This window comes from Staphylococcus pasteuri (assembly GCF_003970495.1).
Taxonomy (GTDB): Bacteria; Bacillota; Bacilli; order Staphylococcales; family Staphylococcaceae; genus Staphylococcus; species Staphylococcus pasteuri.
This window is the reverse complement of the sequence record NZ_RXWW01000010.1, coordinates 32975-56188: the sequence shown is the minus strand read 5'-3', so window position 1 is coordinate 56188 and position 23214 is coordinate 32975. Positions and strand designations below refer to the sequence as shown.

The following is a 23214-nucleotide window of genomic DNA, read 5'->3' as shown; positions in this document are numbered from 1 at the left end:
CTTACAATCATACTAATTATTGATATAAAAATCATTGTATTCCATAAAGGTGGTTGATATTTAATGATGATCGTTTTGTCATTTTTATTTACTGGAACTCCTGTCATCATGCCATTAGCTTTATAGACTTCTGTTTTTTCACCATCTACGAAAGCTTTCATACCTTTTCTATAAGGAATATTGATGGTCGCAATACCTTTATTATGCTGATCTAAATTGACTTTCACACCATTTTTAATGTCCTGATAATTCATTTTAAAATTTGCATGTTGCTTTGCTTTTTTGAGCGTATCATAATTTTCACCATTTAGGTTTAATAATTGTAAGTTAAATGTACCTTTAGGAGATAATTGAATCGTGATATCGCCATTTTTATCTGGTTGAGCACGGTATAATTGGGTATCTACACCTGTGCGGTATACAGAATCGTTATATAGACGATTGTTATTATATTGATTTACGTTGACCGTATAATTGCTATCTGGAACACCTCTTTTGATCTTCATCGTTAAGTAAAAATCAGTATATTGAGTTCTTAATTTTTTAGGAATATGAAGTTTAATATGTCCTGTATTTTGAGTAACTTTAATATTATGATGCTTTAATTTAGAAATATTGTCGCTTGAAATTTTCACTCTGTTTAGTAAATTATCTGCTTTTTTATGATAGTTTTGTCCTTTTTTATTTAAAACAACACCATCTAACATGGCATGTTCACGGTCAATTGGTGTTTTTAAAGACTTTTCATTAAAAACGTTATCTGTAACTTTAACTGAAGGCAGATTTAGTGTGTTTTCATAAATTGAATATTGACCTGCTTTTTTAACCTTTTTAAAGTAACTTGGGACATTATCTTGATATTCTTTCAACATGAGATAACGAATTGAGAAAAGACTAGCTATATTTTGTCTACCATTTGTAGATTGATACCTACTTAATGATTCCTCTGCTAAGTTAATTTTTAAATCATCATAATAATCATCTAGAATATTATGATGGAAAATGCTTGAATATAGGCTCAATCCTTTGAAATTTTGATACATAGGTGTATTATCTTGCTCATTAACTCTCCAATCGATACGCTCATCCTCACGTTTAGATGATTTCATTTGATTAACTAGTGATCTTTGTAAATCTGAACTATACATATTTGAATTTAAGTAGAACGTATTAGCTCTATCCTTATGATCTTCAAAATAAATTTGATTTTTAATAAATACAAATGACACCATGATATTTAATAAAGCTATAGCAACAATATATAAATATGATAATTTAATACGGCTTGTTTTATCATTGATTACTAAAATCAACAATCCTATAAGAGAAACTATAGGTACAAATATCATCCAAGCAACATAAGTATGATAGGCGAAGGCACTTATAAATATGACGCTTTGCGCAATAATATTTGTTAGAAGATAAGATTTAATTTTTACAGTTTTAAAATATTTAACATAAAGTCCTATTAACATAGCTGAATTAAATGCAATGATAAAATGCCATCTTTTTTGCGGGGCAGAGAATCCATTAAATAACTGGTCTATAAACGGTACAAAATTAAATAAAATAAATACAAAAGTTAGAATAGCAAATAAACGATAATAAAAATGTTTATATAATTTAAAGGTTAAAATAGCTTGAATCGTAATAAATAAAATGACAATAAGATAATTATCAAAAAATAAATTTGTATTTGCATCTAGATGTTCAAAACGAGGCACTTTTCCTGTAAATGGAATACGTCGATTACCTAAATAACCTTGCACACTATGATAGAAAATAAATAAGCTATTCCCTAATGATAAAAGACCACTGATGATAAAAATAAAAAATGCTTGCTTACGTGAAACTTTATCATTGTCATGTTTAAACAAGATTCGAATGATAATATATCCTAAACCGATAATGAGTAAGTAATAAGCAAAGTAAAAATTATTAATTAATATCAATGTCATTGATGTTATGAATAAACCTATTTTTTTAGTTTTAAAATATCGTTCAATCGAATATAACAATAATGGCATCCAAATAAATACATCACTGAAAAATGGCCAGTATACTGTAAATCTGAAATACAAAGGTGAAATTACAAATAAAAACGCCATTAACAAGCTAATGATGTGATTTTTTGTTAAATGCTTTGCATATAAATATGTACAATAAAGCGCTAAACTTGCTTTTAAAATTGAAACGATAAGCGCATTGTTCATCCAAAATAACAATTGTGAAGTATCAATATGTATGAATAGCTTTAATAACATAATTACTAAAACATTGATAATGAATATAATATTAGTTGAAAAGTAATAACTTAAATCTGTAAAGAAATCTCCACCTATTCCAAAGTCAGATGAATAAAACCAATTACCATGACTCCATTGGTTAAATAAGTACATCTGGATAGGTACCATTTGTTACATACCATCATTAGGGCCAGTAAATAGTATGCCGTCATGATAGAATTTATAAATAACATAACTATGACCAATTAATGATAGAAAGAAGAAAATAAGTGAGTATTTGAGAAATTTTTTCATGACTGACTCCTACTCCATATATTTATCTTGATTATAATTTTTTATGACTATTCCCAAATTGTAGGGGATAGTAATGACGATGAAAAGTATTTATACTTTAATTTAAACTATTTTACAGAATCTTAAAGTATAGAATCGCTAAAATATTTAAAAACAAGTTATTATAGTTCGCGTGTTAAACTAAACCTAGTTTATGAGAAGATGTTAGAGTATAATTTATACAATGTAAAAGATGAAAAGTATTGATGAAAGGTGATGACAATGACAATACAATGGTATCCTGGCCACATGGCCAAAGCTAAAAGGGAAGTAAGCGAACAATTAAAGAAAGTAGACGTTGTATTTGAACTTGTAGATGCACGTATTCCTTATAGTTCAAGAAACCCAATGATTGATGAAGTAATAAAACAAAAACCAAGAGTAGTTATTTTAAATAAAAAAGACATGACTAACTTAAAGGAATTGGAAAAATGGGAACAATTCTTTGAAAATAAAGGTTACTATCCAGTAGCTGTCGACGCTAAACATGGTAAAAATTTAAAAGATGTTGAAAAAGCAGCAATACAAGCGACGAAAGAAAAGTTCGATCGAGAAAAAGCAAAAGGATTAAGACCTAGAGCAATACGTGCCATGATAGTTGGTATTCCTAATGTAGGTAAGTCAACGCTAATTAATAAACTAGCGAACCGAAGCATTGCTCAAACTGGTAATAAACCTGGAGTTACGAAACAACAACAATGGATTAAAGTAGGAAACTCGTTACAATTATTAGATACACCCGGAATTTTATGGCCAAAATTCGAAGATGAAGAAGTAGGGAAGAAACTAAGTCTAACTGGTGCAATTAAAGATAGCATCGTTCACTTAGATGAAGTAGCTATTTATGGACTTCAATTTATGATTAAAAAAGATTTAGTTGGTTTAAAATCACATTACAATATTGAAGTGGATGAAGATGCAGAAATATTAGAGTGGTTTGATGCAATTGGGCGTCGAAGAGGTTTATTACAAAAGGGTAATGAAGTGGATTATGAAGCGGTTATTGAGTTAATTATTTATGAAATTAGAAATGCTAAAATCGGCACATATTGCTTTGATATATTTAAAGAAATGAAGAGTGACATTGAACATGTCTAAAACGATTAAAGAAATGAAGCAGTTGCTTGAACAAATTGATACGATTGAAGAACTAGAACAACATGAAGCTAATTTGGATAATCGAAAAGGTGTACAGCAAGCAATTGCTAGTCGTAAAAAGCAATTAGAAAAAGAATTACAACTCATAGAACAATATCATGAGATGACTTTCTATGAAAATGAATTGTTAGTAAATAATGCCGACGAAGTTATTTGTGGCATCGATGAAGTGGGAAGAGGTCCACTTGTTGGACCAGTTGTAGCTTGTGCAGTGATTTTGAATAATGACCATAATTATCTAGGCCTTAATGACTCTAAAAAGGTATCTGCTAAAAATAGAGCAAAATTAAACCAACAATTAATAGATGGTGTTACTGAATACGCTTATGGTGTTGCAACAGCAGAAGAAATTGATCAATTCAATATATATAAAGCGACACAAATCGCCATGCAACGCGCAATAGACAATTTAAAATTAAAACCCACACATTTATTAATTGATGCGATGAAATTAGATAACGAAATTAACCAGACGTCTATTATTAAAGGTGATGCTAAAAGTGTATCAATTGCAGCAGCAAGTATTATGGCTAAAGAACATCGAGATAACTATATGAAAGAATTAGCTGAGCAATTTCCAGGATATGGATTTGAAAATAACGTTGGTTATGGTACTAAAGAACACCTTAAGGGTATAGAAGAATATGGCGTTATAAAAGAACACCGAAAAACGTTTGAACCTATTAAATCAATCAAATAATAGTTTGAATTTTAAATTAATTGCAAAAAAAGAGTGGTATCAGTTTACAATAACGCTTTCATTTTTTATAATTGAAAAGGAACTTAACCTAAGAAACAGGAGGATGGAAGATGAATATCCACGAGTATCAAGGTAAAGAAATATTTCGTTCAATGGGCGTAGCCGTTCCAGAAGGACGAGTAGCATTTACTGCTGAAGAAGCGGTGGAAAAAGCGAAAGAATTAGATTCAGATGTATACGTGGTTAAAGCACAAATACACGCTGGGGGTAGAGGTAAAGCAGGCGGTGTAAAAATTGCTAAATCACTATCTGAAGTTGAAACTTACGCTAATGAATTATTAGGTAAACAATTAGTTACACATCAAACAGGACCTGAAGGTAAAGAAGTTAAACGCTTATATATCGAACAAGGTTGCGACATTCAAAAAGAATATTATGTAGGATTTGTAATTGATCGTGCTACTGATAGTGTTACTTTAATGGCATCAGAAGAAGGCGGTACTGAAATTGAAGAAGTAGCTGCTAAAACTCCTGAAAAAATCTTTAAAGAAACAATTGATCCTGTTGTAGGATTATCACCTTATCAAGCACGTAGAATTGCTTTCAATATCAATATTCCTAAAGAATCAATTGGTAAAGCTGCTAAATTTTTAATGTCACTTTACAATGTATTTATTGAAAAAGATTGTTCAATCGTTGAAATTAACCCACTAGTAACAACTGGTGACGGTGAAGTTTTAGCATTAGATGCTAAATTAAACTTCGATGACAATGCTTTATTCAGACATAAAGACATTATGGAATTAAGAGATTTAGAAGAAGAAGATCCAAAAGAAATCGAAGCATCTAAATATGATTTATCATATATTGCATTAGATGGTGATATTGGCTGTATGGTTAATGGTGCAGGACTTGCCATGGCTACTATGGATACAATCAATCATTTTGGTGGAAATCCAGCTAACTTCTTAGACTGTGGTGGTGGCGCTACTAAAGAAAAAGTTACTGAAGCATTCAAAATCATTTTAGGTGACGAAAATGTTAAAGGTATCTTTGTAAATATCTTCGGTGGAATTATGAAATGTGATGTTATCGCTGAAGGTATCGTTGCAGCAGTTAAAGAAGTAGAGTTAACTTTACCACTTGTAGTACGTTTAGAAGGTACTAACGTAGAACGCGGTAAAGAAATCTTAAATGATTCAGGTTTAGCAATTGAGCCAGCATCAACTATGGCTGACGGCGCTCAAAAAATTGTTAAACTTGTTAAAGAATCATAAGGAAAGGATGGGAACACTAAGATGAGTGTATTTATAGATAAAAATACAAAAGTAATGGTACAAGGTATTACAGGGTCTACTGCCCTTTTCCATACGAAACAAATGTTAGATTATGGAACACAAATTGTCGCAGGGGTAACACCTGGTAAAGGTGGACAAGTAGTAGAAGGTGTTCCAGTATTCAATACTGTTGAAGAAGCTAAACAAGAAACTGGAGCAAACGTATCAGTAGTATACGTTCCAGCACCATTTGCTGCAGATTCAATTTTAGAAGCAGCAGATGCTGATTTAGATATGGTGATTTGTATTACTGAACATATTCCTGTTGTAGACATGGTTAAAGTTAAACGTTATTTACAAGGTAGAAAAACACGTTTAGTAGGACCAAACTGTCCAGGAGTAATTACAGCGGATGAATGTAAAATTGGTATTATGCCAGGTTACATTCACAAAAAAGGTCACGTAGGTGTTGTATCTCGTTCAGGTACATTAACTTATGAAGCAGTTCACCAATTAACTGAAGAAGGTATTGGTCAAACAACTGCTGTAGGTATTGGCGGCGACCCAGTTAACGGTACTAACTTCATCGATGTTTTAAAAGCTTTCAATGAAGATCCTGAAACTAAAGCTGTAGTAATGATTGGTGAAATCGGTGGTACAGCTGAAGAAGAAGCAGCTCAATGGATTAAAGAAAATATGGATAAACCTGTAGTTGGATTCATTGGTGGTCAAACAGCACCTCCAGGAAAACGTATGGGTCATGCTGGTGCGATTATTTCTGGTGGTAAAGGTACTGCTGAAGAAAAAATTAAAACACTTAACAGCTGTGGTGTACACACTGCAGATACACCTTCAGAAATCGGTACAACTTTAATCGAAGCAGCAAAAGAAGCAGGCATTTACGAAGAATTATTAACTATTAAATAATTTTAATTGATAAACCTAGGGTTCTTTGTAGCCCTAGGTTATTTATTTTATAAAAAACATTTACAATAAGTTGTGTAAAATGATATATTATTTATATAATATATTTAACAACAGGAGTGTAACATCATGTATAATTTCAATCATATTAATTTGCGACTTTCAATCAGAAAAATTAGTTTAGGAGTATTTTCATTAGCAATTGGTTCTTTTATGTTAATAGGGATTTCTAACACGGCAAGTGCCGATGAAATTAATAATAATCAACTTAGTGAAGAACAAAAAATAACTTTAAAAGAAAAAATAACACTAATAATATAAATATTATAAATACAAATCAAGTTAACGTTTTAAGAGGAGAAGAAAATCACTTACAAAATATTATTGAAGAAAATACGAATATAAATGTAGTAACTAAAGAAAAATCAAATTCCAATAATCAGGTTATTAATAAATCCAATATCGATACATCTGAAAATAGTATTAAAGTCCAAAAAAATAAAGAAGTAACAGAAAATGTTAGATACAATAATGAAATAAAAAACTTAAACTTACAAAATGGTCAAAAGAAGATTGAGAATTTAGAATTTAAAAAATCTGAAAATTCAGTTATCTCAACTACTCATATTGATAAATCAAATAAAAATAACTCTTATGGTTCTGGCGGCTATTTCTTTAGAGCCGCACCGAGTACACAAATTTATACTGTTAAAAGTGGTGATACACTTAGTGCGATAGCTTTAAAATACAAGACTACAGTTACTAATTTGCAAAATTCAAATAATATATCTAATCCAAATTTAATTTTTATTGGGCAAAAATTGAAAGTCCCGATGACACCTCTTATCGAGCCAAAGAAAAAAATACAACCTAAAAATAATTCAACTACACTTGATTATTTAAAGACATTGGAGAATAAAGGTTGGGATTTTGATGGTAGTTATGGGTGGCAATGTTTTGATTTAGTTAATGTATATTGGAACCATCTTTATGGACATGGACTTAAAGGTTATGGAGCTAAAGATATTCCATATGCTAATAATTTTAATGGGGAAGCTAAAATTTATCATAATACACCATCTTTTAAAGCAGAACCAGGAGATATCGTTGTATTTAGTGGGAGATATGGTGGAGGATTTGGTCATACCGCAATTGTGTTAAATGGTGATTATGATGGTAAATTAATGAAATTTCAAAGTTTAGATCAAAATTGGAATTTAGGTGGTTGGCGTAAAACTGAAGTAGCACATAAAGTTGTTCATGATTATGATTACGATATGATTTTCATACGACCATTTAAAAAAGCATAATTTAATTATCTAGAAAGTAGGTTAATTTTAATGAAATTTACTATTTTAACTAGAGAAGAATTTGATGAATTTGCTCAATCTCATTTTAAACACTATACTCAGTCATTGAAACTATATGATTATAGGCAAAAAAATAATAATGATTCACATATAGTTGGGGTGAAAGATGATAATAATAAAGTCTTAGCTGCATGCGTACTTACAGAAGCACGCATACTAAGGTATTATAAGTATTTTTATACTCATCGAGGTCCCATATTAGATTATGACAATTTATCATTACTCAATTATTTCTTTGAAAATTTGAAGGTGTATACATGGAAGCATAAAGGTGTATATGTTTTGGTGGACCCTTATATTATAGAAAACATAAGAAATCCTGACGGAAAAATAATTAAGCATTATAATAATGAACAGATAATGAATGCGCTCCGAAATCTAGGATATTTACACCAAGGTTATAGTATCGGATATTCAAACATGAGCCAAATTCGTTGGATGTCAGTTTTAAATATTGATGATAAATCTGAACAGCAATTATTAAAAGATATGAATTATCAAACGCGACGCAATGTTCTAAAAACAATTGAAATTGGTGTAAAAGTTAGAACGTTATCTATTAATGAAATTTCTAAATTTTATAGATTATTCCAAATGGCCGAAAAAAAGCATGGATTTAAGTTTAGAGAAGAAGAATATTTTAAACAAATGCTAGATATATATAAAGAAGATGCAATGATTAAATTAGCTTATATAGATTTAATAGAATATCTAGATATTTTACAAGAAAAAATATTAACAATTGAAAAACAAATTGAAAACTCTAAAAGTATATTAATTAAATATCCAAATTCAAAGAAAAATAAGACATTATTATCTCAATTAGAATCACAAAAAATAAGCGTCGAGAAGAAAATATTCAGAACTAGGAAATTAATTAAAAGGGATGGAAAAATTTTAGACTTAGCAGCTGCGTTATTTATTTGTACTAAGGATGAAGTTTATTACTTATCTAGTGGCTCTAATCCTAAGTATAATGAATATATGGGTGCTTATAGATTACAATGGGAAATGATTAGATATGCAAAAGAACATAAAATTAATCGGTATAATTTTTATGGGATAACCGGGAAGTTTGGATTAGATGCTGAAGATTATGGCGTTCAACAATTTAAAAAGGGATTTAATACACATATTGAAGAATTAATCGGAGACTTTATTATACCTGTACGACCACTATTATATAAAATATACAATTTGAAACAATAAATAGTAACACAAAACTATAATTAAAAAAGTTCCCACTGTTTATCAAGATATTGGGAGCTTTTTTATAGAAGTTAATGAAGATTTTAAAAATTTACAATGGTTAAAATTTTACTTCTTAAAATTGAATTACATTTTCCATTTATATGTTTATGAACTGTAACACAAAAGCAAGTTGTTTCTGTGTATAATTTAATTAAAGGAGCAATGATTTTGAACAAACATTTTTTACTTAAATTATACTGGGCTCAGTTTACTACTTCACAAATACATCAACTCAACCAATATTATCCACAGCTCTTTCATGTTAATGATTATGAACAAGAATCGTTATTACATTGTTGGATTACTCAATACCAGCCACGATTATTGCCTAAGTTCCTTGACTACAAACAATTTCAATATAATGAAATTATGAAAGTTCTTCGACAATTAGATATCAACTATATCACCTATTTTGATAAAGATTATCCCTATTTATTAAAAGAAATTTATGATTATCCTTTTGTCTTATTTTATAAGGGTAATAAAGACATTTTAAAAAACGATAAAACTTTAGCTATAGTTGGTGCTAGAAAGTGTACAAACTATACAAGCCAAGCACTTAATTATCTTTTTCCTTCATTTAAAAGAGCTCAACTTACAATTGTATCTGGTCTTGCTGCAGGAGCAGATAGTGAGGCACATCAACAGACATTGAATGCCTATTTGCCTACAATTGCTGTATTAGGTTATGGACATACACATCATTATCCAAAATCTACTTTTTCACTTAGAAAGAAAATTGAAGAACAAGGTATTGTTATTAGCGAATATCCACCATTTTCTCCAATAGCGAAATATAAATTTCCTGCAAGGAACAGATTGATTAGTGGTTTATCAAAAGGTGTTTTATTAACAGAAGCTAATGAAAGAAGTGGAAGTCGTATTACTATAGATTGTGCACTTGAACAAAATCGAAATGTCTATGTATTACCAGGAAAAATATTTGATACCTCAACAAAAGGGAATTTATTATTGCATCAAGAAGGCGCAACGATTGTTGTGAATGAACATGATATCTTACAAGACTATTCAATTTAAGAATATAGTGTATATTAAGCAATTAGACTGTAATAAAATGGATTAAAATCATTAAAGAAAAAGACAAATAGTTAATTAAAAAATATAACAAAATGCGTCATAAAATATTAAAACATTGACAAAAACAAAATTGACCGTTTATCATTTATCTTTAGTAATTAGATTAGCAAGGGGGAAATCACTTTGGCAGATAATTTAGTCATAGTTGAATCGCCTGCAAAAGCTAAAACCATTGAAAAGTATTTAGGAAAAAGATATAAAGTTATCGCTTCAATGGGACACGTTCGTGATTTACCTAGAAGTCAAATGGGCGTGGACACTGAAGATAATTATGAACCCAAATATATAACAATACGTGGTAAAGGTCCCGTAGTTAAAGAATTAAAGAAACATGCTAAGAAAGCTAAAAAAGTTTTCCTGGCTAGTGACCCTGACCGCGAAGGTGAAGCAATTGCTTGGCATTTATCAAAAATATTAGAATTAGAAGATTCAAAAGAAAACAGAGTAGTATTTAATGAAATAACAAAAGATGCTGTAAAAGATAGTTTCAAACACCCAAGAGGTATTGAGATGGATCTAGTTGATGCGCAACAAGCACGTCGTATACTTGATAGATTAGTTGGTTATAATATTTCTCCTGTATTATGGAAGAAAGTTAAAAAAGGTCTATCTGCAGGACGTGTACAATCTGTAGCATTGAAACTTGTTATTGATAGAGAAAATGAAATTAGAAACTTCAAACCTGAAGAATATTGGACAATAGAAGGAGAATTTAGATATAAAAAATCTAAATTCACAGCTAAATTTCTTCATTATAAAAACAAACCTTATAAACTAAATAAAAAAGATGATGTTGAAAAAATTACTGCTGCATTAGATGGTGACGAATTTGAAATCACTAACGTGAATAAGAAAGAAAAAACACGTAATCCAGCTAATCCATTTACAACATCAACATTACAACAAGAGGCAGCGCGTAAACTCAATTTTAAAGCTCGTAAAACAATGATGGTTGCACAACAGCTTTATGAAGGTATTGATTTAAAGAAACAAGGTACAGTTGGTCTAATAACATATATGCGTACCGATTCAACTCGTATCTCAGACCAAGCAAAGTCTGAAGCTAAAAATTATATAATTGATAAATACGGAAACGAATATGTTTCTAAAAGAAAAGCAACTGGTAAACAAGGGGATCAAGATGCCCATGAAGCTATCAGACCATCAAGTACTTTAAGAACACCTGATGATATGAAACCATTCTTAACTCGTGATCAACATCGTTTATATAAATTGATTTGGGAACGTTTTGTTGCAAGTCAAATGGCTCCAGCAATTTTAGATACTATCGCTTTAGATGTAACACAAAATGACATTAAATTTAGAGCTAATGGTCAAACAATTAAGTTTAAAGGTTTCATGACATTATATGTTGAAACTAAAGATGACCAAGATAGTGAAAAAGAAAATAAATTACCTAAATTAGAACAGGGAGATAAAGTAACTGCCACTCAAATTGAACCTGCACAACACTTTACTCAACCACCACCAAGATTTACAGAGGCTAGACTAGTTAAAACATTAGAAGAATTAAAAATTGGTCGACCATCAACTTATGCACCAACAATTGACACAATTCAAAAACGTAATTACGTCAAATTAGATAGTAAACGATTCATGCCAACTGAATTAGGGGAAATTGTTTATGAACAAGTTAAAGAATACTTCCCTGAAATCATTGACGTTGAATTTACTGTAAATATGGAAACACTTCTTGATAAAATCGCTGAAGGCGACACAAATTGGAGAAAAGTAGTTGGAGATTTTTATAATAGTTTCAAACAGGACGTTGAACGTGCCGAAGAAGAAATGGAAAAAATAGAAATCAAAGACGAACCTGCAGGTGAAGATTGTGAAGTATGTGGCTCTCCGATGGTTATCAAAATGGGTCGCTACGGTAAATTTATGGCTTGCTCTAATTTTCCAGATTGTCGTAATACGAAAGCCATCGTTAAAACAATTGGCGTGAAATGCCCAACTTGTAAAGATGGCGATGTTGTAGAACGTAAATCTAAGAAGAACAGAATTTTCTATGGTTGTTCAAATTATCCAGAATGCGAATTTATTTCATGGGATAAACCAATCGGTAGAGACTGTCCAAAATGTAATCATTACTTAGTTGAAAAGAAAAAGGGCAGAAGCAGCCAAGTAACTTGTTCAAATTGTGATTATAAAGAAGAAGTACAAAAATAGATATCTATATAAAAATAGCTACGCATTACATTGCGAGAGCTATTTTTATAGTTTTATTAATAAAATTACTCGTTAGAATTTTATATAAATGAGAATAGCAGGAGGCATTAACATGACACAAACAGTCAATGTAGTTGGTGCAGGTTTAGCTGGTTCTGAAGCTGCCTACCAATTAGCAAAAAGAGGAATTAAAGTAAATTTAATAGAAATGCGTCCAGTTAAGCAGACACCTGCACATCACACTGACAAATTTGCTGAACTTGTATGTTCAAACTCGTTAAGAGGTAATGCACTTACAAATGCTGTAGGTGTTTTAAAAGAAGAAATGCGACGCTTGGATTCACTTATTATTCAAGCAGCAGATAAAGCAAGAGTTCCAGCTGGTGGTGCACTTGCAGTAGATAGACATGATTTTGCAGGTCATATTACAGATACACTTAGAAATCATCCTAATGTGACAGTGCTAAATCAAGAAGTGCACAGTATTCCAGAGGGTTATACAATAATAGCTACTGGGCCACTTACAACTGAAAACTTAGCTAAAGAAATCGTAGACATTACTGGTAAAGACCAACTATATTTCTATGATGCTGCAGCACCTATCATTGAAAAAGATAGTATAGATATGGATAAAGTATATTTAAAATCAAGATATGACAAAGGTGAAGCTGCTTATCTAAATTGTCCAATGACTGAAGAAGAGTTTGATCGTTTTTATAATGCTGTTTTAGAAGCAGAAGTAGCACCTGTAAATGAATTTGAAAAAGAAAAATATTTTGAAGGTTGTATGCCATTTGAAGTTATGGCAGAACGTGGTCGTAAAACATTGTTATTTGGACCAATGAAGCCTGTTGGATTAGAAGATCCTAAAACAGGAAAAAGACCGTTCGCCGTAGTGCAATTAAGACAAGACGATGCTGCTGGCACACTATACAATATTGTTGGTTTCCAAACACATTTAAAATGGGGCGCACAAAAAGAAGTTATTAAGTTAATTCCTGGTTTAGAAAACGTAGATATCGTTAGATACGGTGTGATGCACAGAAACACATTTATTAACTCGCCAGATGTTTTAAATGAAAAATATGAATTAATTGGACATGACAACATTTACTTTGCTGGTCAAATGACAGGTGTAGAAGGATATGTTGAAAGTGCTGCAAGTGGTTTAGTTTCAGGTATTAACTTGGCACATAAATTATTAAATAAAGGTGAAGTCATTTTCCCAAGAGAAACAATGATTGGTAGTATGGCATATTACATTTCTCATGCTAAGAATGAAAAGAACTTCCAACCGATGAACGCTAATTTTGGATTATTACCATCGTTAGAAAAACGTATTAAAGATAAAAAAGAAAGATATGAAACTCAAGCGAATCGTGCTTTAGAATATCTTGAGAATTATAAAAAAACTTTATAATTTTCAAGTACATGAACTAGGTGGCAAATGCTATCTAGTTTTTTGTTGGTTACTGCTTATAAAGATATAGCATTACAATTCTCGAAAGATTTTGAATTGAATATCAAATCACTGTAAGCCCTACCACGAATATGCTACAATTCAATATGATGGAGGCGAAATTTATTGAATGATATTCAAAAAGCGTTTCTCTATATGTTAAAAGTTGAACGGAATTTTTCAGATCATACACTTAAGTCTTATCATGACGATATTGTGCAATTTAATCACTTTTTAGATCAAGAGTGTTTAGATTTAAATGATTTTGAATATAAAGATGCAAGAAATTATTTAAGTTTTTTATATTCGAAAAATTTGAAAAGAACTACAGTTTCACGTAAAATTTCTACGTTACGTACTTTTTATGAATATTGGATGACGCAAGATGAGACGGTCGTTAATCCTTTTGTTCAACTTGTTCATCCCAAGAAAGAACAATATCTTCCTCAATTTTTTTATGAAGAAGAGATGGAAGCATTATTTAAAACAGTTGATACTGACTATAAAAAGGGCATGAGAGATAAACTCATACTTGAATTACTATATGCCACGGGAATTCGCGTTTCTGAGTTAGTGAATATAAAAAGAAATGACTTAGATATGAATTTACCTGGTGTCAAAGTATTAGGTAAAGGTAATAAAGAAAGATTTATACCTTTTGGAGAATTTTGTAAACAAAGTATCGAACGGTATTTAGAGGAATTCAAACCTTTAAAAAATGTTGATCATGATTATTTAATCGTTAATATGCAGGGTCAGCCTATTACAGAAAGAGGCGTAAGATATGTACTTAATGATGTGGTCAAACGTACGTCAGGTGTTACAAATATTCATCCGCATAAGTTAAGACACACGTTTGCAACTCATCTACTTAATCAAGGCGCTGATTTAAGAACAGTACAATCTTTATTAGGTCACGTTAATTTATCAACAACTGGTAAATATACGCACGTATCGAATCAACAATTGAGAAAAGTTTATCTCAATGCACACCCTCGAGCAAAAAAAGGAGAATGATTTATGGATAATTCATTACATGCAACAACGATATATGCTGTTAGACATAATGGCGGTGCTGCAATGGCAGGAGATGGACAGGTCACATTAGGCCAACAAGTCATTATGAAACAAACAGCTAGAAAAGTGAGACGTTTATATGACGGTAAAGTGCTTGCAGGCTTTGCAGGTAGTGTTGCCGATGCATTTACACTTTTTGAAAAATTCGAAACTAAATTACAACAATTTAGCGGAAATCTTGAAAGAGCTGCTGTTGAACTTGCGCAAGAATGGCGAGGAGATAAACAACTACGTCAACTTGAGGCAATGCTAATTGTTATGGATAAAGATGCTATTTTAGTTGTAAGTGGTACAGGAGAAGTTATAGCACCTGATGACGATTTAATCGCTATTGGTTCAGGTGGGAATTATGCATTAAGTGCAGGTAGAGCACTTAAGAGACATGCAACACATATGTCTGCTGAAGAAATGGCATATGAAAGTTTGAAGGTTGCATCTGACATTTGTGTATTCACAAATGATAATATTATAGTTGAAACATTATAAATATATTTAATCATTCGAGCAAATTGATTTGTATATAAATTAAATAACACTAATTTCAAGTAATTTATGATATATGGAGGTAAAGCATTCATGGATACAAATGGTATTAAATTAACACCGAAAGATATTGTATCTCGATTAAATGAATATATTGTCGGGCAAGATGACGCAAAAAGAAAAATGGCCATTGCCCTACGCAATAGATACAGAAGAAGTTTATTAGATGAAGAATCTAAACAAGAAATTGCACCTAAAAATATTTTAATGATTGGACCAACTGGTGTTGGTAAAACTGAAATAGCTCGTAGAATGGCTAAAATTGTTGGTGCGCCATTTATTAAAGTAGAGGCAACTAAATTTACTGAAGTTGGCTATGTAGGACGAGACGTAGAAAGCATGGTAAGAGACTTAGTAGATGTATCCGTTCGTTTAGTCAAAGATGAAAAGAAAGAATTGGTTAAAGATGAAGCAACTCAAAAAGCCAATGACAAACTAGTTAAATTGTTAGTTCCAAGTATGAAGAAAAAAGCTTCTCAAGGAAACAATCCGTTAGAATCACTTTTTGGTGGTGCTATTCCTAATTTTAATCAGAACAATGAAGAAGAGGAAGAACCACCAACAGAAGAGATTAAAACAAAACGTTCTGAAATCAAGCAACAACTTCAAGAAGGTAAGTTAGAAGAAGAAAAAGTACGTATTAAAGTTGAACAAGATCCTGGTGCATTAGGCATGTTAGGAACGAATCAAAATCAACAAATGCAAGATATGATGAATCAACTTATGCCTAAGAAGAAAGTTGAACGTGAAGTACCAGTTAAAACAGCACGTAAAATATTAGCAGATGATTTTGCTGATGAGTTAATTGATCAAGAAACTGCAAACCAAGAAGCATTAGAATTGGCAGAACAAATGGGAATTATCTTTATTGATGAAATTGATAAAGTGGCAACAAATAACCAAAATAGCGGACAAGATGTTTCAAGACAAGGTGTTCAAAGAGATATCTTACCAATCCTTGAAGGTAGCATGATTCAAACTAAATATGGTACTGTAAATACTGAACACATGCTATTTATTGGTGCTGGTGCATTCCATGTTTCTAAGCCTAGTGATTTAATTCCAGAACTTCAAGGTAGATTCCCAATTAGAGTAGAACTTGATAGTCTATCAGTCGAAGACTTCGTAAGAATTCTTAAAGAACCTAAATTATCACTAGTTAAACAATATGAAGCATTACTTGAAACAGAAGAAGTAACTGTTAATTTCTCTGACGAAGCTATTACTCGATTAGCTGAAATCGCATATCAAGTTAACCAAGATACAGATAATATTGGTGCTCGTAGATTACACACAATATTAGAAAAAATGTTAGAGGATTTATCATTTGAGGCACCAAGCATGCCAAATGCTGTAGTTGATATTACACCGCAATATGTAGACGATAAATTAAAATCAATCTCAACAAATAAAGATTTAAGTGCATTTATTCTATAAATATACAAAGAAGGAGAAAAATTATGAGCTTATTATCTAAAACAAGAGAGTTAAACACTTTATTACAGAAACACAAAGGCATCGCAGTAGATTTTAAGGACGTAGCCCAAACAATTAGTAGCGTTACAGTTACAAATGTATTCATCGTGTCGAGAAGAGGTAAAATTTTAGGATCAAGTTTAAACGAATTACTTAAAAGTGATCGTATCATTCACATGCTTGAAGATAGACACATCCCTGCAGAATACACTGATCAATTAATGGACGTAAAAGAAACACAATCAAATATTGATATTGATAATGTTTTAACTGTATTCCCTCCAGAAAATAGAGAAGTATTTATTAATAGTAAAACAACTATTTTCCCTATACTAGGTGGAGGAGAAAGATTAGGTACCTTAGTTTTAGGAAGAGTACAAGACGATTTCAACGAAAACGATTTAGTTTTAGGTGAATATGCAGCTACTGTTATCGGAATGGAAATTTTACGTGAAAAACACAATGAAGTAGAAAAAGAAGCACGCGATAAAGCTTCAATTACTATGGCGATTAATTCATTATCATATTCTGAAAAAGAAGCTATTGAACACATCTTTGATGAATTAGGTGGTAACGAAGGATTACTAATCGCATCTAAAGTAGCTGATAGAGTTGGTATTACTCGTTCAGTAATTGTTAATGCTTTACGTAAACTTGAAAGTGCTGGTGTTATTGAGTCACGTTCACTAGGTATGAAGGGTACATTTATAAAAGTTAAAAAAGAAAAATTCTTAGACGAATTAGAGCGAAATAAATAATAAATCAATTTAGGTTTGGGTAGTGTACTTTTATACCTGAACCTTTTTTATGTTATCTACTCAGTTGTTTTTTGATTGTGATTTTAACATTAATTAAGAGATTAAAAGTTGCTCAATTACATTCAACTAATCAGTAGAAAGCCATTGCATTAAACATCAAATTATGATATATTTATTTTCGGCTATGAAGCCAATACGCACATAATAAATGTAAATATAGAGGGTGCAATATTTAATTATTGTCTTTATATGAGTTTGTTATGGAGGTAATTAACCAATAGGAGGAATTTATAATGGCAGTTATATCAATGAAACAATTGTTAGAAGCTGGTGTTCACTTCGGCCACCAAACACGTCGTTGGAACCCAAAAATGAAAAAATATATCTTCACTGAAAGAAATGGTATTTATATCATTGACTTACAAAAAACAGTGAAAAAAGTTGAAGAAGCATACAACTTTATTAAACAAGTATCTGAAGATGGCGGTAAAGTCTTATTCGTAGGTACTAAAAAACAAGCACAAGAATCAGTTAAAGCTGAAGCAGAACGTGCTGGACAATTCTACGTTAACCAAAGATGGTTAGGTGGAATCTTAACTAACTACAAAACAATCTCAAAACGAATCAAACGTATTTCTGAAATTGAAAAAATGGAAGAAGACGGATTATTCGAAGTATTACCTAAAAAAGAAGTTGTTGAACTTAAAAAAGAATACGACCGTTTAATTAAATTCTTAGGCGGTATTCGTGATATGAAAACTATGCCTCAAGCATTATTCGTAGTTGATCCTCGTAAAGAGCGCAACGCAATTGCTGAAGCACGTAAATTAAATATTCCAATCGTGGGTATTGTTGACACTAACTGTGACCCAGATGAAATTGATTATGTAATCCCAGCAAACGACGATGCTATCCGTGCCGTTAAATTATTAACTGGTAAAATGGCAGACGCTGTTTTAGAAGGTCAACAAGGTGTATCAAACGAAGAAGTAGCTGCAGAACAAAACATCAATTTAGATGATAAAGAAGAATCTGACAAAGCAGAAACAACTGAAGAAAACACTTCTGTTGAATCAAACTAAGTTATAGTTTAAATGGGTGATAAGATACTAATGCTTATCACCTTTTTTTAAAAAATAAAAATAAAGTATAGAGTATTGGAAATTTTACTAACAATAATGGTAGAATTTAGATATATCTATAATAGAATTATATATACTGGAGGAATAATTAATGGCAATTTCAGCTAAACTTGTAAAAGAATTACGTGAAAAAACTGGCGCTGGTATGATGGACTGTAAAAAAGCGCTAACTGAAACTGATGGTGATATGGATAAAGCGATCGACTACTTACGTGAAAAAGGTATTGCTAAAGCAGCTAAAAAAGCTGATCGTATCGCTGCAGAAGGTCTTGTACATGTTGAAATAAATGGTAACGAAGCAGCTATCGTTGAAATCAACTCAGAAACAGACTTCGTTGCTCGTAACGAAGGTTTCCAAAATTTAGTTAAAGAAATTGCTAACCAAGTTCTTGCTACAAAAGCAGAATCAGTTGATGCATTAATGGAAACTAAATTTGAAGACGGTAAAACTGTTGACGAAAAAATGAAAGAAGCTATTTCTACAATTGGAGAAAAATTAAGTATCCGTCGTTTCTCAGTTAGAACTAAAACTGATAACGATGCTTTTGGTGCTTATTTACACATGGGTGGACGTATCGGTGTATTAACAGTTGTTGAAGGTACTACTGACGAAGAAGCAGCTAAAGATGTTGCTATGCATATCGCTGCAATCAACCCTAAATACGTTTCATCTGATCAAGTAAGCGAAGATGAAATTAGCCATGAAAAAGAAGTACTTAAACAACAAGCATTAAACGAAGGTAAACCAGAAAACATCGTTGAAAAAATGGTTGAAGGTCGTTTACGTAAATATTTACAAGAAATTTGTGCTGTTGACCAAAACTTCGTTAAAAACCCAGACGAAACAGTTGAAGCTTTCTTAAAATCTAAAGGTGGTAAACTTGTTGACTTCGTACGTTATGAAGTAGGCGAAGGTATGGAAAAACGTGAAGAAAACTTCGCAGATGAAGTTAAAGGACAAATGAAATAATTAGTCATATTGTTAACAAGAAAGAAGACACCTGAAAGGTTTTCTCAAAGTGAAGTAAATACTTTGCTTTAGAGAAGACATCCGTGTCTTCTTTACTTATATACTTTTACATATTTCTACTATAGAGAGGATAAGAAAATGGCTCAAACTTCAAAATATAAACGTGTAGTCTTAAAACTTAGTGGTGAAGCACTTGCAGGTGACAAAGGTTTTGGTATAAATCCAATGATCATTAAAAGTGTAGCTAAACAAGTTGCTGAAGTAGCAAAAATGGATTGTGAAATTGCTGTCATCGTTGGTGGCGGTAATATTTGGAGAGGTAAAACAGGAAGCGATTTAGGTATGGATCGCGGTACTGCTGACTATATGGGCATGTTAGCTACAGTTATGAACGCTTTAGCTTTACAAGATAGCCTTGAACAATTAGATTGCGATACTCGAGTATTAACTTCAATCGAAATGAAACAAGTTGCAGAACCATATATTCGTCGTCGTGCTATTCGTCACTTAGAGAAGAAACGTGTTGTTATCTTTGCGGCTGGAATTGGAAATCCTTATTTCTCTACGGATACTACAGCAGCTTTACGTGCAGCTGAAGTCGAAGCTGATGTCATTTTAATGGGTAAAAATAATGTTGATGGCGTATATTCAGCTGACCCTAAAGTAGATAAAAATGCAGTTAAATATGAACATTTAACACATATTCAAATGTTACAAGAAGGATTACAAGTTATGGACTCAACAGCATCATCATTCTGTATGGATAATAATATTCCATTAAATGTGTTCTCAATTATGGAAGAAGGCAACATTAAACGTGCTGTTATGGGCGATAAAATTGGTACATTAATTACAAAATAATACGAGGTGTAAAAAATGAGTGACATTATTAAAGATACTAAATCAAGAATGCAAAAATCAATCGATAGTTTATCTAAAGAATTAGCTAATATTAGTGCAGGAAGAGCCAATTCTAATTTATTAAATGGTGTAAATGTAGATTACTATGGTGCACCAACGCCAGTGCAACAATTAGCAAGTATTAATGTTCCTGAAGCAAGATTACTTGTTATTTCACCATATGATAAATCATCTGTTGCTGATATCGAAAAAGCTATAAACGCTGCTAACCTTGGTGTTAATCCAACTAGTGACGGTGAAGTAATTCGTATTTCTGTACCTGCTTTAACTGAAGAACGTCGTAAAGAATTAGTTAAAGAAGTTAAAAAAATCGGTGAAGACGCAAAAGTTTCTATAAGAAACATCCGTCGTGACGTAAACGACCAAATCAAAAAAGATGAAAAAAATGGTGACATTACTGAAGACGATTTAAGAAGTCAAACAGACGATGTTCAAAAAGCTACTGATAATTCAATTAAAGAAATTGATCAATTAGTAGATGATAAAGAAAAAGACATTATGTCAGTGTAATTAAACTTTAATGCGATAGTTTCATCTTACCAGGTACAATACATCTGGAGATGAAATTGAAAGACAAAATGATGCTATTTTCATTCTAGTCTAAACTGTACCAAGTAAGACTTTGGTACAGTTTTTTTATTTGCTTATTCAATGCTATAAATGAGTATGATAAAATGGTAGATGATTGTTTAAACAACCTATACTATATTACAGAGATGATCAGGCTCGGAGGAAAGACCATGTTTAAAAAGCTTAGAAATAATAACAAGAGTGAAAATAATCAATTTAATGATTTAGATTTACATAATATACCTGAACATGTTGCTATTATTATGGATGGAAATGGGCGTTGGGCTAAAAAACGCAGAATGCCTCGCATAAAAGGACATTATGAAGGTATGCAAACAATCAAGAAAGTCACAAGAGAAGCTAGTGATATCGGTATCAAATATCTTACCTTATACGCTTTCTCCACTGAAAATTGGTCTAGACCTGAAAGTGAAGTAAACTATATTATGAATTTACCAGTTAATTTTCTAAAAACATTTTTACCTGAATTAATTGAAAAGAATGTGAAAGTAGAAACAATTGGTTTTCAAACAGGGTTACCGAAATCAACAATCGAAGCTATTGATCATGCCAAAGAAAAGACAAAAAATAACACAGGATTGAAATTAATTTTTGCAATTAATTACGGTGGTCGTGCTGAAATTGTCCAAAGTATGAAGATGATATTTGATGAGTTTCAAGAAAAAGGACTTAATAGTAATGATATTAATGAAACGATGATAGATCAGCATTTAATGACCCAAAATTATCCTGATCCAGAATTATTAATTCGAACTTCTGGCGAACAAAGAATAAGTAACTTTTTAATTTGGCAAGTTTCATACAGTGAATTCATTTTTAATGAAAAATTATGGCCAGACTTTGATGGTGAAGAATTGAAAAATTGTTTAAAAATTTACCAATCTCGCCAAAGACGTTTTGGAGGATTGAGTGAGGAGTAAAGTAGTATGAAAGTAAGAACATTGACAGCAATTATTGCTCTATTAATATTCTTGCCCATCCTATTAAAGGGTGGATTAGTACTAATGCTTTTTGCTAATTTATTAGCATTAATTGCATTAAAAGAACTTTTAAATATGAATATGATTAAATTTGTATCAATTCCAGGGATTATTAGTGCTATTGGATTAATTATCATTATGTTGCCACAAGATGCTGGAAATTGGGTACAAGTCATTCAATTGAAAAGTTTAATTGCTATGAGTTTTATAGTGTTAAGTTATACTGTTTTATCTAAAAATAGATTTAGTTTTATGGATGCGGCATTTTGTTTAATGAGTGTTGCATACGTAGGAATAGGCTTTATGTATTTTTATGAAACACGTTCTGAAGGTTTACATTATATATTATTTGCATTCTTGATTGTTTGGTTAACTGACACTGGTGCTTATTTGTTTGGACGTTTAATGGGAAAACACAAATTATGGCCGGTTATTAGTCCTAATAAAACAATTGAAGGATTTATAGGTGGTATTTTCTGTAGTTTATTAGTACCTCTACTCATGCAATTTTTTGTAGACTTCAACTTAAATGTATGGTTACTATTGCTTGTAACTATTATTTTAAGCATGTTTGGTCAATTAGGTGATTTAGTAGAATCAGGATTTAAAAGACATTTTGGTGTTAAAGATTCAGGAAGAATTTTACCAGGACATGGTGGTATATTAGATAGATTTGATAGCTTTATGTTTGTATTACCATTATTAAACATTCTTTTAATTCAAATTTAATATCATCAATCATTTTCA

Annotated in this window: 20 protein-coding genes and 1 pseudogene; 20 read left to right on the top strand and 1 reads right to left on the bottom strand. The window is 31.4% G+C overall.

Annotation, left to right across the window (positions count from 1 at the left end; all coding sequences use genetic code 11):
* Positions 1-2540: pseudogene (locus CD121_RS01205) on the bottom strand (YfhO family protein); the annotation flags it as partial.
* 261 nt (positions 2541-2801) lie between these two features.
* On the opposite strand from CD121_RS01205, the gene ylqF reads away from it, so the two are divergent.
* The 20 genes from ylqF (at position 2802) to CD121_RS01110 (ending at position 23196) form a co-directional block, all read left to right on the top strand.
* Positions 2802-3677 (top strand): ribosome biogenesis GTPase YlqF, encoded by an 876-nt coding sequence (gene ylqF, locus CD121_RS01200; RefSeq protein ID WP_029055448.1) that lies wholly within the window; start codon positions 2802-2804, stop codon positions 3675-3677.
* Positions 3670-4437, top strand: a complete 768-nt coding sequence (gene rnhB, locus CD121_RS01195) for a ribonuclease HII (protein ID WP_126567300.1) — start codon at positions 3670-3672, stop codon at positions 4435-4437. The genes ylqF and rnhB overlap by 8 nt, the downstream gene beginning before the upstream one ends.
* A 110-nt stretch (positions 4438-4547) precedes the next feature.
* Positions 4548-5714 (top strand): ADP-forming succinate--CoA ligase subunit beta, encoded by a 1167-nt coding sequence (gene sucC, locus CD121_RS01190; protein WP_017638388.1) that lies wholly within the window; start codon positions 4548-4550, stop codon positions 5712-5714.
* 21 nt (positions 5715-5735) lie between these two features.
* The gene (gene sucD, locus CD121_RS01185; RefSeq protein WP_017638387.1) at positions 5736-6641 is read left to right on the top strand and encodes a succinate--CoA ligase subunit alpha; all 906 of its coding nucleotides are present in this window, start codon (positions 5736-5738) and stop codon (positions 6639-6641) included.
* A 126-nt stretch (positions 6642-6767) separates the two neighbouring features.
* Positions 6768-6959, top strand: a complete 192-nt coding sequence (locus CD121_RS12520) for a YSIRK-type signal peptide-containing protein (RefSeq protein WP_371683216.1) — start codon at positions 6768-6770, stop codon at positions 6957-6959.
* A 2-nt stretch (positions 6960-6961) separates the two neighbouring features.
* The gene (locus CD121_RS01180; RefSeq protein WP_371683217.1) at positions 6962-7948 is read left to right on the top strand and encodes a CHAP and LysM peptidoglycan-binding domain-containing protein; all 987 of its coding nucleotides are present in this window, start codon (positions 6962-6964) and stop codon (positions 7946-7948) included.
* Positions 7949-7978: 30 nt separating this feature from the next.
* The gene (locus tag CD121_RS01175; RefSeq protein WP_070451346.1) at positions 7979-9217 is read left to right on the top strand and encodes an aminoacyltransferase; all 1239 of its coding nucleotides are present in this window, start codon (positions 7979-7981) and stop codon (positions 9215-9217) included.
* Between the two features lie 210 nt (positions 9218-9427).
* A complete protein-coding gene (dprA, locus tag CD121_RS01170) occupies positions 9428-10297 on the top strand; it encodes a DNA-processing protein DprA (RefSeq protein WP_070451344.1) in 870 nt (289 codons plus the stop codon).
* Between the two features lie 177 nt (positions 10298-10474).
* A complete protein-coding gene (gene topA / locus CD121_RS01165; RefSeq protein WP_026083538.1) occupies positions 10475-12550 on the top strand; it encodes a type I DNA topoisomerase in 2076 nt (691 codons plus the stop codon).
* Positions 12551-12662: 112 nt separating this feature from the next.
* Positions 12663-13970, top strand: coding sequence for an FADH(2)-oxidizing methylenetetrahydrofolate--tRNA-(uracil(54)-C(5))-methyltransferase TrmFO (gene trmFO / locus CD121_RS01160; protein WP_029055445.1), 1308 nt, complete (start codon positions 12663-12665; stop codon positions 13968-13970).
* 165 nt (positions 13971-14135) lie between these two features.
* Positions 14136-15026 carry a tyrosine recombinase XerC gene (gene xerC / locus CD121_RS01155; protein ID WP_126567299.1) on the top strand — a complete coding sequence of 297 codons (891 nt, stop codon included), beginning with the start codon at positions 14136-14138 and terminating at the stop codon, positions 15024-15026.
* Positions 15027-15029: 3 nt separating this feature from the next.
* Positions 15030-15572 (top strand): ATP-dependent protease subunit HslV, encoded by a 543-nt coding sequence (hslV, locus tag CD121_RS01150; protein WP_017638382.1) that lies wholly within the window; start codon positions 15030-15032, stop codon positions 15570-15572.
* Positions 15573-15662: 90 nt separating this feature from the next.
* Positions 15663-17066, top strand: coding sequence for an ATP-dependent protease ATPase subunit HslU (hslU, locus tag CD121_RS01145; RefSeq protein ID WP_126567298.1), 1404 nt, complete (start codon positions 15663-15665; stop codon positions 17064-17066).
* 23 nt (positions 17067-17089) lie between these two features.
* Positions 17090-17863, top strand: coding sequence for a GTP-sensing pleiotropic transcriptional regulator CodY (gene codY / locus CD121_RS01140; RefSeq protein WP_017638380.1), 774 nt, complete (start codon positions 17090-17092; stop codon positions 17861-17863).
* 293 nt (positions 17864-18156) lie between these two features.
* Entirely contained in the window at positions 18157-18945 is a 789-nt protein-coding gene (gene rpsB, locus CD121_RS01135; protein ID WP_029055444.1) for a 30S ribosomal protein S2, read from the top strand.
* A gap of 151 nt (positions 18946-19096) precedes the next feature.
* Positions 19097-19975 carry a translation elongation factor Ts gene (tsf, locus tag CD121_RS01130; protein WP_017638378.1) on the top strand — a complete coding sequence of 293 codons (879 nt, stop codon included), beginning with the start codon at positions 19097-19099 and terminating at the stop codon, positions 19973-19975.
* A gap of 138 nt (positions 19976-20113) precedes the next feature.
* On the top strand, positions 20114-20836 hold the full coding sequence (gene pyrH, locus CD121_RS01125; protein WP_017638377.1) for a UMP kinase: 723 nt from the start codon (positions 20114-20116) through the stop codon (positions 20834-20836).
* 15 nt (positions 20837-20851) lie between these two features.
* A complete protein-coding gene (frr, locus tag CD121_RS01120; RefSeq protein ID WP_017638376.1) occupies positions 20852-21406 on the top strand; it encodes a ribosome recycling factor in 555 nt (184 codons plus the stop codon).
* A gap of 230 nt (positions 21407-21636) precedes the next feature.
* Positions 21637-22407 (top strand): undecaprenyl pyrophosphate synthase, encoded by a 771-nt coding sequence (uppS, locus tag CD121_RS01115; protein ID WP_029055443.1) that lies wholly within the window; start codon positions 21637-21639, stop codon positions 22405-22407.
* 6 nt (positions 22408-22413) lie between these two features.
* Complete coding sequence (locus CD121_RS01110; RefSeq protein WP_017638374.1) at positions 22414-23196, top strand: phosphatidate cytidylyltransferase; 783 nt, start codon at positions 22414-22416, stop codon at positions 23194-23196.
* Positions 23197-23214 lie beyond the last annotated feature (18 nt).

What these genes read in the sequence shown, in the direction of transcription:
- ylqF (WP_029055448.1), top strand. Translation starts at nt 2,802, where the DNA reads ATGACAATACAATGGTATCCTGGCCACATGGCCAAAGCTAAAAGGGAA.
- frr (WP_017638376.1), top strand. Translation starts at nt 20,852, where the DNA reads ATGAGTGACATTATTAAAGATACTAAATCAAGAATGCAAAAATCAATC.
- sucC (WP_017638388.1), top strand. Translation starts at nt 4,548, where the DNA reads ATGAATATCCACGAGTATCAAGGTAAAGAAATATTTCGTTCAATGGGC.
- uppS (WP_029055443.1), top strand. Translation starts at nt 21,637, where the DNA reads ATGTTTAAAAAGCTTAGAAATAATAACAAGAGTGAAAATAATCAATTT.
- rpsB (WP_029055444.1), top strand. Translation starts at nt 18,157, where the DNA reads ATGGCAGTTATATCAATGAAACAATTGTTAGAAGCTGGTGTTCACTTC.
- tsf (WP_017638378.1), top strand. Translation starts at nt 19,097, where the DNA reads ATGGCAATTTCAGCTAAACTTGTAAAAGAATTACGTGAAAAAACTGGC.
- codY (WP_017638380.1), top strand. Translation starts at nt 17,090, where the DNA reads ATGAGCTTATTATCTAAAACAAGAGAGTTAAACACTTTATTACAGAAA.
- trmFO (WP_029055445.1), top strand. Translation starts at nt 12,663, where the DNA reads ATGACACAAACAGTCAATGTAGTTGGTGCAGGTTTAGCTGGTTCTGAA.
- hslU (WP_126567298.1), top strand. Translation starts at nt 15,663, where the DNA reads ATGGATACAAATGGTATTAAATTAACACCGAAAGATATTGTATCTCGA.
- sucD (WP_017638387.1), top strand. Translation starts at nt 5,736, where the DNA reads ATGAGTGTATTTATAGATAAAAATACAAAAGTAATGGTACAAGGTATT.
- CD121_RS12520 (WP_371683216.1), top strand. Translation starts at nt 6,768, where the DNA reads ATGTATAATTTCAATCATATTAATTTGCGACTTTCAATCAGAAAAATT.
- rnhB (WP_126567300.1), top strand. Translation starts at nt 3,670, where the DNA reads ATGTCTAAAACGATTAAAGAAATGAAGCAGTTGCTTGAACAAATTGAT.
- hslV (WP_017638382.1), top strand. Translation starts at nt 15,030, where the DNA reads ATGGATAATTCATTACATGCAACAACGATATATGCTGTTAGACATAAT.
- pyrH (WP_017638377.1), top strand. Translation starts at nt 20,114, where the DNA reads ATGGCTCAAACTTCAAAATATAAACGTGTAGTCTTAAAACTTAGTGGT.
- CD121_RS01110 (WP_017638374.1), top strand. Translation starts at nt 22,414, where the DNA reads ATGAAAGTAAGAACATTGACAGCAATTATTGCTCTATTAATATTCTTG.
- CD121_RS01175 (WP_070451346.1), top strand. Translation starts at nt 7,979, where the DNA reads ATGAAATTTACTATTTTAACTAGAGAAGAATTTGATGAATTTGCTCAA.